Below are 12,739 nucleotides of genomic sequence, written 5' to 3'. Positions count from 1 at the left end.
ATCAGAGCTAAAACACGAATATAATATTATAGAAGAAAAGAGGGGGAATTGATCAATGACAGAAACACAGACGATTGATACGATGGAGGATATTTTAAAGATGCTCGACGCACGATTGCGTGAACCAGAACCGTTTTGGGACAAGTTCTATGAAGATCGGTCGAAACCGGTCCCGTTTTTTAAGAACATTCCGGATGAGAACTTAGTTCGCTACGTCGAAGAGGGCTGGCTCTCGCCTGGTGACGCATTAGATCTCGGAACAGGACCGGGTCGAAATGCGATTTATCTCGCAACACACGGTTTCTCGGTGACGGGACTGGATCTTTCAGCAACCGCGTTAGACTGGGCAACAGAACAAGCGCAACAGACTGGAGCGCACGTTGCGTTTCGAAAGCAAGATTTTCTAGAGACGACCGAACAGAATACATATGATTTCATTTACGATTCCGGCTGTTTTCATCATATGGCGCCACATCGACGTGTGACTTATGTGACGCGACTGAAGGAGATGTTGCGCCCCGGAGGATATTTCGGATTGACGTGTTTTGTTGCGGGCGGTCCGCTTGGCGGGGCGACGTTGACGGACTGGGAGGTCTATCAAGAAAATAGTCTCCAAGGTGGACTCGGATACACGAAAGAGCGATTACTCTCCATATTCGATGCATTTGACGTCATCGAACTAACGGAAATGAAACCCGTTGACAATCCGGAGGCATTATTTGGTCATGCTGGACTGTGGACTGGTCTGTTTCAATTAAAGGATTGATTCGTCCGACATCCGAGACGCGAACCAGTCTACAAAGTAGTGGACATCCTCTAGCGAAACGATTTGGTGTGTATCGTAAGCGGCGAACAGTGACAAAAAGCGCGGTTCGTCAGGAAAATAATGAAGCAGGAGCGGACGGAGTGTCTCTAGGTCATGCACGAAGCTTTGATCTTCTTCTAAGATGAGGTGATAGGTGCTCCGAATAATCCGTTTCACGATCGAATCGGAATAAAGCAAAGCGACCTGACCGGTTTCTAGGAGAAATAAATCCGTTTTCAACTGCTCACATACTTCACTGTTTAACGCGAAGCCAAGAGCACGTGTCGGGCGAAGGGATGGAAATCGGCTTTGGAGATTTTCGCCTGCCAAAAACAAGTTGACGGATTTCAACCAGACGCCCCAACGAAGTGCTTCGTCATCCCGTATGACGTCCCCAAGCAGACCGATGTCATAATCGATTTTGGTGACGAATGGATAGTCCTTCAACCAGTCTTCTGTCCGTTCATCTAACTGCATGTGTTCTTCTTCCGTCAACGGTTCTGTCAAAATCAGTGTAAAATCGAGGTCGGATTCAAAGGGACGCGCCGTTCCTTTGGCGACGCTGCCATACAAGTACACGCCATGAAACGCGGATAAGGTTTGTACATAGGCGACGACGTCCTGAATTACGGCACGATAACGGACAGGAATCGCTTCAGCGGAAGTTGGATTGTGGATGTAGCCATTTTTCGTGCCCAATGTCGTTGGATACTGCATCTGTCTTCCTCCTCATCCTTCAGGGATGGATTGATAGCGATACCACTTCTTGTTTCGCTGCACATATAAAAACATCGTATCATCTTTTTCTTGATAGATGACCGTACCGCTCTTAAGACGAGTTGCCATGCCGTCCTTTAGCGTCTTTTCGGATGCTATTTCTTGAACACGTGGACCAGGAGTCAAGGAGAGATCGGAGACGGTTACGACCTGATCTAGTCGATACACGCGATCGTTCAAGCGGATGACGTCTTGAGCTTGTTTAATGGCTTCCGCCGCGATGAGGTCCGTCGTTGTCATCGTCGTCTCCGCTAAGCATCCGCTGAGACAAAGCGCAACTAATCCTATAGTCGCTGACATCTTTTTCATGAAATACACCTCTTTCTCTATTAATATATCGTAATTTACGATATATTCGTTTTATACGATATAAGGGGGAGCATCATGATTTCAGCTGATTTTGCAAAAATATATTATCAACTACATCCACGATTCGAGGAAAACCTATCTCACCAAAGTGTGCGTATTTTGCAATATATTCAATTTGCAGTGAATCCGACGATCAAGCAGATTGCCGAGGCATTTCGCCTCTCACATAATACGACGTCCGAGCATGTCAAAAAGTTGGAGAAATTAGATTATATCGAAAAAAAACGGAATCCAAAAGACCAACGCCAAGTGACGATTGGTTTGACAGACATAGGGGATACAATCGTTCGTCGTCATACAGAACTCGATCCCGAGCGGTTAAATCAAGTCCTTGCTACGATGTCAAAAACAGACCAACAGGCGATTGAACAGGCGTTTCGATTGTTGCGGGAGGCGGCAGATGACTGCTTTTCTCGTTAAGGTGCTGTCGAGCGCACTGATCATCGGTCTCGTCACGGAAGTCGCCCGGCGTTCACCGTCACTGGGTGGTGTGTTGTCTGCATTGCCCGTCGTCAGTCTGATAAGCTTTGCCTGGCTCGTTAAACAAGGAAGTGAACGGGCAGAACTAAGTACATTCTTAAAGTGTGTGTTGCTCGGATTACCGGCGACGTTTTTATTACTTGCCGTTTTATACGGATTGATCCGCTTAGGTATTCCTATTTTTTACAGTATACTCGGTGCAACAAGTCTTTTTATCGTTTGTTGGTATATCCAACGTTACCTACAACAGTGGTGGCAAACGTAATCAAAAAGGAGACAAAGTAATGGTAATCCTTCAAACAGAACGATTGACGATTCATCCGTGTACGGCGAATGATGTGACACGTTTACAACAACAGCAGTATGACAATGGTCCAGAAGTTCAGCATCATTTGATGTCGATAGCGTCAGATCCCTCGCTACTATACTGGGGTAGCTGGCTCGTTATGACAAAGGATGGTCAAGTAATCGGGGATATCGGATTCAAGGGGAAGCCGGACATACGACAAGCGGTCGAAATCGGTTATGGTCTGTTACCAGCGTATCACAATCAAGGGTTTGCGACGGAAGCAGTTCAAGCATTGATTGAATGGGCGTTTGAACAAACGGAAGTGACAGTGGTACTTGCGAAGACGGAGTCGACGAATCAAGCATCAATCCGAGTACTCGAAAAAGCGGGATTGATTCAGGTCGGGAGAGACGATCGGTATATCATGTGGGAGCGTATGGAGAGGATGTAAAGGAAACTTGACAGTTAGTGTGTTATTTACATATAATGGGACTACGAGGTGAAATCATGAAAAATAAGGTCAAGGAGATGCGCGAAGAACGAGGCTGGTCGCAAGGCGAACTGGCAAAACGATTGACCGTGTCGCGTCAGACGGTCATTTCCATCGAAAAAGAGCGGTATAATCCGTCACTCGACCTCGCGTTTACACTAGCTGATCTGTTTGAGCGGCGAATCGAAGACATCTTTATACCGAATCGAACGAACGAGGAGTGAATAAAATGAAGCGAGTCAATGTGTTCTTAGACATCATTTTAATTGGAGTAGGTCTGTACTTAACAATGACAGATCCGGCGGCTAAAACTCTCGGGATCATCCTCGTTTTAGCTGGCGTCACGTCACGTATCTCAGGAACGGTATTCTCACCGAACGAACCGTATGATGAGCGCCAAGGAGCGGTTAAAATCCGTAGTGGACATATGGCTTATCTCGTAAGTATCGGATATCTTTTTTTAATCTTGATTCTCGTCAATCTGTCGATCATTCAAGACATTCAATTTGCTCTGTTGCTAGCATTAGGAGGGCAAATCCTGTTATTTCCAATCGTATTAATATTTGTCAATCGACGGATTTGATGAATACAAAAAAGGAATGTGTCTGACACATCCCTTTACTCCATACGTCATCATGAATTCTGACGAATGGTTTCATTCAATTTATGACGGTACGATGTTTGCCAAGACTGCTCGTCCTTCACTAACTCATCACAAAACGCAGCAACATCCTCTCCAGTGAAATCTGTCACTGGTTTTTGCTCGAAGGCGGCTTGTTCCATCAACTCGAGGACGACGGTCAGTACACGATGACTACTTTGCCAACTCGTTAGTCCACCCGTGACATTTAAATAGCGTTGAATCGCTTGATAAGCCTCATAGTAGCGAGGAGGAAGAGATTTAGCCCGCTTCTCCATCGACCGCCATTCTCGTTTAGCTTCCATACTACCGGTGATCCGCTCGAATATTCTCATCATCTCGTACTCCCTTCTTGTTTTAACTGCTGCAGTTCTTGCATTTTGTCAGATACGAACGCCCATTTTTCCCAAAAGATACGTAAACGATCGTGTCCTGCTTCGTTTAGCGTATAAAATTTTCGAGGAGGTCCCATTGTTGATGCTTTTTTTTCGATATGAACGAGCTGCTGCTTTTCTAAGCGCATCGTGATTGTATAGACTGTCCCTTCCACGACATCTGAGAATCCGAGTTGACGTAACTGTTGAGTGATTTCATAACCATAAGTTTCACCGCGGCTAATGATCTCAAGTACACATCCTTCAAGTATACCTTTGAGCAATTCTGTGATATTTTCCAAATTATTCACCTCGATACTTAATAAATCAGCTACTTAGTATTAATGATTACCGCTATATAGTAACACAAAGTACTGGTTTGGACAATATAAAAACCGCCTTATTATGGGCGGTTGAATCGAAATTAAGAGATCGCAAACGTATCCCGTAACTCGATGATTGTTCCTTCGGGTGCTTTTAATTTGCTGAGGTGACCATCAACGACGAAGTAGATGTTTCCGCCGTGTTTCGGTAGGAAAGGCATCCCGAGTCGTTCCAAGCGTGCTACTTCTTCTTGCAAGTCGTCAACGTAAAGTGCGAAATGGACGGGACCCGCTGCTTGTTTCGTATAATCGGTGAATGGCTGACCCGATTTGGGTGTTTGCAATTCGATATAGAAATCACCGAGTCGTAACCAGCTGTTAAAGGTGCGGTCGTGAAAACCAGGTGACTCTTGAACGAGAGAGAACCCAAGCTGTTCATAAAATTGTTTAGACGCAGCGTAGTCCGTCGTCTGAATACAGATGTGATGAATTTGTTTCATGCTAAAACCTTCCTTCGTGTTCAATGAAATCATGCAAAACTAGTGTAGCATTTCACGGTTCGGTTGGAACGAATGAAATGGAGAATATGATGCAACAAACGATGAATTTGATTTGTGAACGTTTTTTATTAGGGCAAATGATTAGCGAACCTGTACGATTGACAGGGGGACTCCTGCATGAGACATGGCGACTACAGACGACGACTGGATCTTACGTTTTAAAACGATTGAATCCCGACATCATGCGACGCCCTGAAGCACGAAATAATTTTAAGATGTCTGAAGAGGTCGCCATGCAAGCGTCATTTCACTTAGCAGCATTACCAGCACGTCGCGTCAACAATCAAGCAGTGCAGACGATTGACGGCTCGGATTACCTTTTGTTTGATTGGATTGATGGCAAGACGTTATCAGCCGATCAGCTTCGATCGGCACATGCACGACAAATTGGAGTTCAATTAGGACGGTTGCATGGACTTACGGTAGCGACAACTGGGTTTTTAAAGCCGGATACCTCGAGTACTTCAATCGATTGGGACGGTCATTTAAAAGAAGGAAAACGGCAGCAAGCAAAGTGGTTGCATCTATTCATGGAAGAGCAGGAACATCTGCAACGAATAGAAAGACTAGCACAGGAAGCACAGAGACAACTGCCAGTAGACTGGATTGTCAGTCATCGTGATCTCGATCCAAAGAACGTCCTCTGGACACTCAAGGGTCCAGTCCTGATTGACTGGGAGTCTGCGGGTCTGATTCATCGAGCTGTTGACGTGTTCGAGACAGCCTGTTATTGGTCAAAGAAAGAAGACAATACGTTCGATCGTAATCGATTTAACGTATTTCTTGATGGTTACGCGACAAACCAACGTTTGCCTGGTGTCGACTGGACGCACGTCATTGATAGCAGTGTCCAAGGAAAGCTCGACTGGCTGAAATTTAATCTCGATCGCTCGCTTGGGAAAAGTGGTATCTCTGAAGCGGAACGAGTACTTGGAACGGAACAAGTCGTTCTAACAATAAAAGAATTACGAGCGCATGACCGGAATCTCTGGATGAAGTGGATGTCGGTAAGATAAGCATAAAAAGAGGCACCGAATCACTCGATTCGATGCCTCTCTTGTTATTAAAACGATTTCACCAACTGTTCAACCGTTGATTCAGGAGTACGAATCGGAATATAACCGAGTTGCTTGATCCGGTCATTCGCAAATGTCGCGTGTTCCGCTGCACGGTCTGGCACTTTGAACGCCGTGCCACTTGCTGTGATCAACTTCATCCGGAAATCCGTCTCAGGTAGATTCGCATCGATCGCATTGAAGATGTCCCCATTATGCGCATTTGTTGCGGCAAGGACAATCATCTCGACTAGATTATCCGTATGGACCCACGGGACGACATCGTCCGGGTGCACCCAAGTAATCATATCCGCTTCTTTCATCCGCTCGACTTGTCGATCTCCCCAGTAGGATTGTTCTTCCGCACAAATTGATCCTGGGCGTAAGATGATTAAATCGGAATCGGGTGTGTTTTCCTGTAACAGGCGTTCGGATGCCTGCTTTGTATGGATGTAGACGTGCTCTGACGATAGAAGTGGTGACGTTTCCGTAAAATGTCCACTCACTACTTCTCCGTACACGGAAGTCGTCGAGATGTGAATGATGCGCTTGACACGAGCTGTTGTCGCAGCATCTGCGAGATGTTGTACACCTGTGACATTTGCTTCCTGAGCTAAGTCAGCATCGTCCCCGAGATAGGCAGCACAGTGAATCAACAGATCAACGCCTTGGAGTGCTGCAAGAAGCGAAGCTGGATGACCAAGCTCACCGATGACTGCGTGGACACCATTGAAAGCGTATTGGTCCGCTTGTTCCTTGGAGCGATACAAACCGCGCACTTCACGCGCTTCTTTTAGGACGCGACGCGCGACACGTGAGCCAAGCGTCCCGGTCATCCCTGTAATCAAAATCGTACTCTCGTTTAAGTTCATGGGTGCTTACTCCTTTGACTCCGTTTTTTCAGCGAAACATTTCTCACAAATGAAACGACCTTCGCTTTTTAAGTAAGCTTTTACTTCCGTCATCCCACGATGTTTTGGATAACGCATCTGAATGTAAACCTTTTCGTTTCCTTCGATCGTTTTGCCACAATGAATGCATGTCGGTTCTTTACCAAACATCCTAACGCCTCCTTGATATTTTTATCTTCTACCTCATCGTAAAGGATAATCAAGAGTGTTGGAAGAATAAAGTAAAAAAGGAATCTAAAGGAGGGTGTCTATGATTTTCATTGCTATTTTTCTTGCCGTCGGTGGAGTCGTCTGGTTCATTTCAGCGCGCAGTCAGTCGAAACATCGTTCGCTCGACGATCAGGAGTATACGCTGAACCAGCACGACGTCCATCAGCAACAAAATCATCGTGATTTTTGAAGGAATGTCAAGGAGCATCCGGTCAATCGACCGGATGCTCCTTTTTAGCGGTTACGTACATAAAGGAAATATTTCGCGTTGCTCCAAATCAAGGCGATAATCAATAAACTGATTGCGAAGATCTGAGACTGTCCGGTTTCATACGAATAAATGACCAATACGACGATGACACCCATCAATAGGAGTTGCAACGAAGATTGTGAACGAATGAGACCTTCTAACATGACGTGTCGTTCTCCGTCATCTGAGGCGGCAAATAGCTTTTTGACATAGTTTGTTTCCGAGTACTTTGGGAAATCTCTGTTTGGGTAGATATGACGCATAAGATTAAGATAATAATAGGATGCAAAACTACTGATAACAAAAAAGAAACTGCTCAGTATCAAATGAAGTCCGAAATGATTTTCGATGATGCTAAAAGATGCGAGACCGATGCTGAGAAGAGTAGAGATTTGAACTATCATCATGCCATCCGCATAGTATCGATTCACTTGACCGTCAATCGCATCCTCGTCGTCTGAAGAAACAGTGAGTCGAGTCAATTGACGAATTTGCAAATAGCGCACGATATAACTGAGAGTAAAAACCGTCAAGATAACGAAAAGACCAGTGAATATGTAATTAAGATAAATCGATAGTTCAAACTGTGACAAACTGGTATGTTTGAAGACAGACATGACGATATAACTACTAATGAAACCGAGCAGTGCTGCGATGATGACTTTGATCGCTTCTTTTTTCATATTAATTCCTCCTCATCGAAATAAAAAATTTCTTCTAACGGCGTATTAAACACACGAGAAATTTTGACAGCGATCAGTAGCGAAGGCATGAATTCTTCACGCTCGATTAAGCTGATCGTCTGGCGCGAAATGTTTGCACGCCGCGCCAGTTCAGACTGATTCCACCCGTGACGAGCACGTAATTCTTTTAAACGGGATTTCATATAGTGATTCACCTCCTATATAATGTAACTTATCATAGTCTTTTTGACAACGATAATAGTCAAAAAAGATAATATGATAGTCATCGATATAGAAATCAATCATACTGATGGGATAAATTGTATACTAGAATAAGTCGAAAGGAGATGTGAAACACGTCGATGAAATCTCAGTCATCTGTAAACGATGTTTTTTATCATGATGAGGATGTTACGTGCCAAATCGCATTGGTTCTACAAATCGAAGAGACACTGCTCAAACAAAAAATCACGTATCTCCAAGACGTGACAGACTCGGTCGCAACTAATACATACGAACAAGGACGTCAGCAGCTATCAGACAAACTCGATACGTTAAGACGTTCGGTAAAAATCGATCTTATCTCGCGCGACGACGTCAAGCTCCGAACGCGAGCACTCTGGAAACAGTCACTCAGAGCGACGCGTGTGACGGAAGAGGAAGCGCGTCTCATCCAAGAGTATCTTCGGATTGAGGCAACAATGCTGACACGAACGGGAGAAGCGGTTTCTGATCTCTATGCCGCATTATTTGATGCGGATGAGTCGACACGGAAACAAGCATTCTTATCGATTGAAGAAGGGTTCCAGACGAATGAATCTGTCATTCAACGATTATTTTCGCAACTCGTCGACTTGCGACAAGTGCGTGCTTCTGCAAGCCATCAGGCGGGATACGAAGAATTGGCTTTTGCGGAGCTCGGACGTATCGATTATACAAGCAAGGATGTCGATCATTACCCCAGCATCATTCAAACTTATTTTCTGCCGGTTAAACAGCTATTTCAGCTCGAGCAACAATCGTTTCTTGGCAAACAGACTCTCCATCCGTGGGACGTTCGGCAATCAGCCTATACGCAGATTGATCATCACGTAACCGGTTCTGACGCTTCATTCTTAGGCAAGGCACAAGCGATTCTTGAGAGCGTTCATCCGACTTTTGCTGACATCCTAAAAGAGATGCGCCAAGCGGAACATCTCGATATCGGGGCCAGGTCGAATAAGGCTGGTGGTGGATTCTGCGAGTATTTACCCGTCGAACGACAATCGTTCTTGTTCATGAGTCGCATGCAGACATTCGATGATCTCGTCATTTTCATGCACGAGATGGGGCATGCCGTCCATCATGATGCGATGAAAGAGACGTATGATGGACTTCAACCGATTCCGCTCGAAGTCGGGGAATTCGCCGCCATGTCGCTTGAACTGTTGACGATGAACGAGTGGTACCAAGTGATTCCAGATAAAAGAGACGTTGCCCGAGCGAAACTCGAACAAATTCGTTCTATAGTGGAGTTCTTGCCGCAAACAATCATCGTTGATCGTTTCCAGTCATGGCTTTATGCTCACTCGGACCATCTGCCGGAAGAACGGCAAGCTTCTTTTGCACGTCTCCGGGATACGTATGATACGGACGTCCTCGATTGGTCGGAGACGCCTGATTGGAAAGGACTCGAATGGATGAGTGTCATTCATCTCTTTGAGACGCCGTTCTATTACATTGAATATGCGATCGCCCAAATTGCTGCTCTTCAGTTGTATCACCGTTTTACGAAAGATCCTGACCAAATGATGAAAGACTTTCTTGCAGCTTTAGCGCTTAGTCAAACCCATTCGGTTCAAGAAGTTTATGCGAGAGCGGGTGTGTCATTCTTACCGAGTGATGTGGAAATGAGAGAGTTGCTGACATTCCTAGAAGGTCAAATCGAAGCTTGGATAAATGAGTTGGATCAATCAGACGACGAAGATGTTAAGAAGAGAAAGTCTTAATCCGGAGCGACAGATGTACAAAACGATAGGAGGACGAACATGAATATACGTAAAAACATCGTCTATGCGACATTATTCAACACTACAGGCAATCAATTATTGATGGTTGAGAATCGTGGAAATCACGGTGACTACTATACATTGCCCGGTGGAACGGTCGAACATGACGAAACGCTACATACTGCAATTACACGCGAAGTGTTGGAGGAGACGGGCTTCTCTATCATTCCAGGGGATATCGTTCATGTGGCGGAAGCATTTTTTCCGCAAGCTGGCGAACACTGTCTGTTTTTCTTCTTCGCAGGTGAAATTACAACAGGTCAGTTAAAAACGAATGTTCCAGAAGAGATCTCCGGACTCGTCTGGATGGACCGCGAGGAAGCATTCAAACATCTCAATCTTCCAGAAACATCAAAAGAATCGCTTTTTGCTGGTCGAACGGTACCATATGATTTTGCCGGAGAAATCATTCATACGTAATCAAGTGTCCCCTGACGTACTAAAGCGACTCAATTTCGGGTACAACAATACAGGAGCATTACCCGAAACTTGTAGAAAGTCAGGTGAACACACGGTATGTCGATTCTTACGTTTCACGAAGTCAGCTATCAACACATCTTACACGAAATAACAGGTGAGTTCCGCGAAGGTGTCATTACAACGCTCGTCGGACCGAGTGGTGCCGGGAAATCGACTACATTGAAACACATCAATGGACTAATTTCTCCCGATCGCGGCGAAATTTGTTTTCGAGGCGAACCACTTGAGCAGATGAATTTGCTCGATGTCCGCAAACGGATCGGGATGGCGTTCCAAAGCGCGCCGATGATTCCGGGTACCGTCTACGATAATATCAATTTACCGAAATCAATCTTCGGTGAATCGTTACCGCGCGAAGAGGCGGAACGTTTGCTACAACAAGTCGACCTATCCGTCGAACTTGAGCGACCCGTCAAAGATTTGTCGGGTGGTGAACGGAGCCGACTCGGAATCGCACGGACACTCGTCAATCGACCGGACGTCCTGTTGCTTGACGAAATCACGGCAAGTCTCGATTACCGGATGGTCCAGGAGATTGAGAAGTTAATTCTTGATTTACAGCAGGAGTTACAGACGACGATCATTTGGATTACGCATGACTTAGAGCAAGCCAAGCGGGTCAGCGACGACGTCTGGTTTTTAAAGGATGGACGATTGATCGAGTCTGGTGCATTCAAGGAACTCGCTACAAGTGGTCAAGCAGAGACGCAAGCGTTCTTGAAGGGGGAATCGGTATGAGTTATCTCCAACTGGCGACTTCGCTCATCTTCATTCTGATCCCCCTCGTCTTAGCGCGGACGTTACGGCTTGGTCTAGAGAAGGACATCCTCATCGCAACCGTTCGATCAATCGTTCAACTCTTGATCATCGGTTATATTCTGACGTTCGTCTTTGAAAGCGGCAGTCCAATTTTCATGTTACTGATGATTTTGTTGATGATTGGTGCAGCGACACTGAACGTCATCCGTAAAGGGGACGGGATTCCCGGAATCCAGTGGATCATCTTGTTCACACTGATTGCGGTCGAAGCATTGACGATGGGCATTTTGCTCGGATTACAGATCATTCCGTTCGAAGCGCAGCAAGTCATTCCAATCAGTGGGATGGTCATCGGGAACTGTATGATTCTCTCCTTACTGTTTCTCAATAAGTTCAAGGACGAGGTCGAACGGAGCGACGAGGTCATCGAACTAATTCTCTCGCTTGGTGGGGATGCGAAGACCGCAATCGATACGAGCTTAAAAGGCGCGATCCGGACGAGTATGATTCCGACGATCGAAGCGCAAAAGACGATGGGACTCGTCCAACTACCCGGGATGATGAGCGGTTTGATTATCGGTGGCGCCGATCCGATGGAAGCAGTCCTCTACCAACTGTTGATTTTGTTCCTGATTTTGACGACAGCAGCGATGGCATCCGTCCTCGTCGGTTTTTTATCCTACCGCCGACTCTTCAATGAAAAAGCACAATTCATCGGTTTAACCTATAAGAAAAAAGACACATAAGGAGTATGACATGCAAACATATCCCATTACAGAAGCCGACCTGCAACTGGTCGAACTAGCAACCGAAACGATTCAAAGCCGCTATGCTGACGACAAACATCATGTCGCTGCCGCTTTACGGACAAAAGATGGCGCAACAAAAACCGGTGTTCATGTCGAAGCCTATATCGGACGTGTGACGGTCTGTGCGGAAGCCATCACGATCGGTTCCGCCATCACGGATGGATTAACGGATTTTGAGACGATTGTTGCCGTGCGACATCCCTATTCGGACGAGACAGACCGAACGATTCGTGTCGTCAGTCCATGCGGCATGTGTCGCGAACTGATTTCTGATTATGCACCAGATGCTTTCGTCCTCTTGAATCTGGACGAACAATTGACGAAAGTCCGGATTGCGGACTTGATTCCACTTAAATATGTCCGATAGTAAAATGCAAAACCTCATCGTTTGATGAGGTTTTTTGCATTTACTTCTAAATAATCCTTA

At 45.6% G+C, this 12,739-nt stretch carries 22 protein-coding genes; 13 read left to right on the top strand and 9 right to left on the bottom strand.

Features of this window, described 5'->3' with window-relative positions; translation table 11 throughout:
- Positions 1–55: 55 nt before the first annotated feature.
- A complete protein-coding gene (locus ADM98_RS10755; protein ID WP_053453503.1) occupies positions 56–766 on the top strand; it encodes an SAM-dependent methyltransferase in 711 nt (236 codons plus the stop codon).
- Here ADM98_RS10755 and ADM98_RS10750 read toward each other — a convergent pair.
- Positions 755–1,522 carry a nucleotidyltransferase domain-containing protein gene (locus ADM98_RS10750; RefSeq protein WP_053453502.1) on the bottom strand — a complete coding sequence of 256 codons (768 nt, stop codon included), beginning with the start codon at positions 1,520–1,522 and terminating at the stop codon, positions 755–757. The two genes, ADM98_RS10755 and ADM98_RS10750, sit on opposite strands and share 12 nt — an antisense overlap.
- Positions 1,523–1,534: 12 nt before the next feature.
- Positions 1,535–1,891, bottom strand: a complete 357-nt coding sequence (locus ADM98_RS10745; RefSeq protein ID WP_053453501.1) for a hypothetical protein — start codon at positions 1,889–1,891, stop codon at positions 1,535–1,537.
- A gap of 75 nt (positions 1,892–1,966) precedes the next feature.
- On the opposite strand from ADM98_RS10745, the gene ADM98_RS10740 reads away from it, so the two are divergent.
- From ADM98_RS10740 to ADM98_RS10720, 5 genes are read left to right on the top strand one after another with little or no spacing between them, the layout of a single operon-like run.
- Positions 1,967–2,371 (top strand): MarR family winged helix-turn-helix transcriptional regulator, encoded by a 405-nt coding sequence (locus ADM98_RS10740; RefSeq protein ID WP_053453500.1) that lies wholly within the window; start codon positions 1,967–1,969, stop codon positions 2,369–2,371.
- Entirely contained in the window at positions 2,352–2,696 is a 345-nt protein-coding gene (locus tag ADM98_RS10735; protein ID WP_235504882.1) for a DUF3147 family protein, read from the top strand. The genes ADM98_RS10740 and ADM98_RS10735 overlap by 20 nt, the downstream gene beginning before the upstream one ends.
- Positions 2,697–2,715: 19 nt before the next feature.
- Positions 2,716–3,171 (top strand): GNAT family N-acetyltransferase, encoded by a 456-nt coding sequence (locus tag ADM98_RS10730; RefSeq protein WP_053453499.1) that lies wholly within the window; start codon positions 2,716–2,718, stop codon positions 3,169–3,171.
- A 56-nt stretch (positions 3,172–3,227) separates the two neighbouring features.
- The gene (locus ADM98_RS10725) at positions 3,228–3,434 is read left to right on the top strand and encodes a helix-turn-helix transcriptional regulator (protein ID WP_053454538.1); all 207 of its coding nucleotides are present in this window, start codon (positions 3,228–3,230) and stop codon (positions 3,432–3,434) included.
- Between the two features lie 5 nt (positions 3,435–3,439).
- On the top strand, positions 3,440–3,793 hold the full coding sequence (locus tag ADM98_RS10720) for a hypothetical protein (RefSeq protein WP_053453498.1): 354 nt from the start codon (positions 3,440–3,442) through the stop codon (positions 3,791–3,793).
- Between the two features lie 50 nt (positions 3,794–3,843).
- Here the strand turns inward: ADM98_RS10720 and ADM98_RS10715 are convergent, their stop codons facing one another.
- From ADM98_RS10715 to ADM98_RS10705, 3 genes are all read right to left on the bottom strand, one after another.
- Positions 3,844–4,188 carry a DUF1048 domain-containing protein gene (locus ADM98_RS10715; RefSeq protein ID WP_326933877.1) on the bottom strand — a complete coding sequence of 115 codons (345 nt, stop codon included), beginning with the start codon at positions 4,186–4,188 and terminating at the stop codon, positions 3,844–3,846.
- The gene (locus ADM98_RS10710; protein ID WP_023468462.1) at positions 4,185–4,526 is read right to left on the bottom strand and encodes a PadR family transcriptional regulator; all 342 of its coding nucleotides are present in this window, start codon (positions 4,524–4,526) and stop codon (positions 4,185–4,187) included. The genes ADM98_RS10715 and ADM98_RS10710 overlap by 4 nt, the downstream gene beginning before the upstream one ends.
- 122 nt (positions 4,527–4,648) lie before the next feature.
- On the bottom strand, positions 4,649–5,047 hold the full coding sequence (locus tag ADM98_RS10705) for a VOC family protein (protein WP_053453497.1): 399 nt from the start codon (positions 5,045–5,047) through the stop codon (positions 4,649–4,651).
- 86 nt (positions 5,048–5,133) lie between these two features.
- Between ADM98_RS10705 and ADM98_RS10700 the strand changes: the two genes are divergently transcribed.
- The gene (locus ADM98_RS10700; protein WP_160315941.1) at positions 5,134–6,123 is read left to right on the top strand and encodes a phosphotransferase; all 990 of its coding nucleotides are present in this window, start codon (positions 5,134–5,136) and stop codon (positions 6,121–6,123) included.
- A 47-nt stretch (positions 6,124–6,170) separates the two neighbouring features.
- Here ADM98_RS10700 and ADM98_RS10695 read toward each other — a convergent pair whose 3' ends face one another.
- Positions 6,171–7,034 (bottom strand): NAD-dependent epimerase/dehydratase family protein, encoded by an 864-nt coding sequence (locus tag ADM98_RS10695; protein WP_053453495.1) that lies wholly within the window; start codon positions 7,032–7,034, stop codon positions 6,171–6,173.
- Between the two features lie 6 nt (positions 7,035–7,040).
- Positions 7,041–7,223: a hypothetical protein gene (locus ADM98_RS10690; RefSeq protein ID WP_035407678.1), complete on the bottom strand. Its 183-nt coding sequence runs from the start codon at positions 7,221–7,223 to the stop codon at positions 7,041–7,043.
- A gap of 100 nt (positions 7,224–7,323) precedes the next feature.
- Between ADM98_RS10690 and ADM98_RS17385 the strand changes: the two genes are divergently transcribed.
- The gene (locus tag ADM98_RS17385) at positions 7,324–7,473 is read left to right on the top strand and encodes a hypothetical protein (RefSeq protein WP_023468457.1); all 150 of its coding nucleotides are present in this window, start codon (positions 7,324–7,326) and stop codon (positions 7,471–7,473) included.
- 44 nt (positions 7,474–7,517) lie between these two features.
- Here the strand turns inward: ADM98_RS17385 and ADM98_RS10685 are convergent, their stop codons facing one another.
- Together ADM98_RS10685 and ADM98_RS10680 are read right to left on the bottom strand one after the other, a co-directional pair.
- Positions 7,518–8,216: a DUF3169 family protein gene (locus ADM98_RS10685; RefSeq protein ID WP_053453494.1), complete on the bottom strand. Its 699-nt coding sequence runs from the start codon at positions 8,214–8,216 to the stop codon at positions 7,518–7,520.
- Positions 8,213–8,419 carry a helix-turn-helix transcriptional regulator gene (locus tag ADM98_RS10680; RefSeq protein WP_053453493.1) on the bottom strand — a complete coding sequence of 69 codons (207 nt, stop codon included), beginning with the start codon at positions 8,417–8,419 and terminating at the stop codon, positions 8,213–8,215. Before ADM98_RS10680 ends, ADM98_RS10685 begins: the two co-directional genes overlap by 4 nt.
- Before the next feature lie 159 nt (positions 8,420–8,578).
- Between ADM98_RS10680 and ADM98_RS10675 the strand changes: the two genes are divergently transcribed.
- The 5 genes from ADM98_RS10675 (at position 8,579) to ADM98_RS10655 (ending at position 12,679) form a co-directional block, all read left to right on the top strand.
- Positions 8,579–10,204 (top strand): M3 family metallopeptidase, encoded by a 1,626-nt coding sequence (locus ADM98_RS10675; RefSeq protein WP_053453492.1) that lies wholly within the window; start codon positions 8,579–8,581, stop codon positions 10,202–10,204.
- 39 nt (positions 10,205–10,243) lie between these two features.
- Positions 10,244–10,684 carry an NUDIX domain-containing protein gene (locus ADM98_RS10670; protein WP_082318545.1) on the top strand — a complete coding sequence of 147 codons (441 nt, stop codon included), beginning with the start codon at positions 10,244–10,246 and terminating at the stop codon, positions 10,682–10,684.
- Between the two features lie 96 nt (positions 10,685–10,780).
- Entirely contained in the window at positions 10,781–11,482 is a 702-nt protein-coding gene (locus ADM98_RS10665) for an ABC transporter ATP-binding protein (RefSeq protein WP_053453491.1), read from the top strand.
- Positions 11,479–12,249, top strand: a complete 771-nt coding sequence (locus ADM98_RS10660) for an ABC transporter permease (protein WP_053453490.1) — start codon at positions 11,479–11,481, stop codon at positions 12,247–12,249. The genes ADM98_RS10665 and ADM98_RS10660 overlap by 4 nt, the downstream gene beginning before the upstream one ends.
- 10 nt (positions 12,250–12,259) lie before the next feature.
- A complete protein-coding gene (locus ADM98_RS10655; protein ID WP_053453489.1) occupies positions 12,260–12,679 on the top strand; it encodes a cytidine deaminase in 420 nt (139 codons plus the stop codon).
- Positions 12,680–12,739 lie beyond the last annotated feature (60 nt).

The sequence above is a fragment of the Exiguobacterium sp. BMC-KP genome (assembly GCF_001275385.1).
GTDB lineage: Bacteria > Bacillota > Bacilli > Exiguobacteriales > Exiguobacteriaceae > Exiguobacterium_A.
This window is presented reverse-complemented; position numbering and strand designations above follow the sequence as displayed.

Bases quoted from the DNA above. Each gene is read 5' to 3' on its own strand.
- ADM98_RS10755 (WP_053453503.1), top strand. From the start codon at position 56: ATGACAGAAACACAGACGATTGATACGATGGAGGATATTTTAAAGATG.
- ADM98_RS10750 (WP_053453502.1), bottom strand. From the start codon at position 1,522: ATGCAGTATCCAACGACATTGGGCACGAAAAATGGCTACATCCACAAT.
- ADM98_RS10745 (WP_053453501.1), bottom strand. From the start codon at position 1,891: ATGAAAAAGATGTCAGCGACTATAGGATTAGTTGCGCTTTGTCTCAGC.
- ADM98_RS10740 (WP_053453500.1), top strand. From the start codon at position 1,967: ATGATTTCAGCTGATTTTGCAAAAATATATTATCAACTACATCCACGA.
- ADM98_RS10735 (WP_235504882.1), top strand. From the start codon at position 2,352: ATGACTGCTTTTCTCGTTAAGGTGCTGTCGAGCGCACTGATCATCGGT.
- ADM98_RS10730 (WP_053453499.1), top strand. From the start codon at position 2,716: ATGGTAATCCTTCAAACAGAACGATTGACGATTCATCCGTGTACGGCG.
- ADM98_RS10725 (WP_053454538.1), top strand. From the start codon at position 3,228: ATGAAAAATAAGGTCAAGGAGATGCGCGAAGAACGAGGCTGGTCGCAA.
- ADM98_RS10720 (WP_053453498.1), top strand. From the start codon at position 3,440: ATGAAGCGAGTCAATGTGTTCTTAGACATCATTTTAATTGGAGTAGGT.
- ADM98_RS10715 (WP_326933877.1), bottom strand. From the start codon at position 4,188: ATGATGAGAATATTCGAGCGGATCACCGGTAGTATGGAAGCTAAACGA.
- ADM98_RS10705 (WP_053453497.1), bottom strand. From the start codon at position 5,047: ATGAAACAAATTCATCACATCTGTATTCAGACGACGGACTACGCTGCG.
- ADM98_RS10700 (WP_160315941.1), top strand. From the start codon at position 5,134: ATGATGCAACAAACGATGAATTTGATTTGTGAACGTTTTTTATTAGGG.
- ADM98_RS10695 (WP_053453495.1), bottom strand. From the start codon at position 7,034: ATGAACTTAAACGAGAGTACGATTTTGATTACAGGGATGACCGGGACG.
- ADM98_RS10690 (WP_035407678.1), bottom strand. From the start codon at position 7,223: ATGTTTGGTAAAGAACCGACATGCATTCATTGTGGCAAAACGATCGAA.
- ADM98_RS17385 (WP_023468457.1), top strand. From the start codon at position 7,324: ATGATTTTCATTGCTATTTTTCTTGCCGTCGGTGGAGTCGTCTGGTTC.
- ADM98_RS10685 (WP_053453494.1), bottom strand. From the start codon at position 8,216: ATGAAAAAAGAAGCGATCAAAGTCATCATCGCAGCACTGCTCGGTTTC.
- ADM98_RS10680 (WP_053453493.1), bottom strand. From the start codon at position 8,419: ATGAAATCCCGTTTAAAAGAATTACGTGCTCGTCACGGGTGGAATCAG.
- ADM98_RS10675 (WP_053453492.1), top strand. From the start codon at position 8,579: ATGAAATCTCAGTCATCTGTAAACGATGTTTTTTATCATGATGAGGAT.
- ADM98_RS10670 (WP_082318545.1), top strand. From the start codon at position 10,244: ATGAATATACGTAAAAACATCGTCTATGCGACATTATTCAACACTACA.
- ADM98_RS10665 (WP_053453491.1), top strand. From the start codon at position 10,781: ATGTCGATTCTTACGTTTCACGAAGTCAGCTATCAACACATCTTACAC.
- ADM98_RS10660 (WP_053453490.1), top strand. From the start codon at position 11,479: ATGAGTTATCTCCAACTGGCGACTTCGCTCATCTTCATTCTGATCCCC.
- ADM98_RS10655 (WP_053453489.1), top strand. From the start codon at position 12,260: ATGCAAACATATCCCATTACAGAAGCCGACCTGCAACTGGTCGAACTA.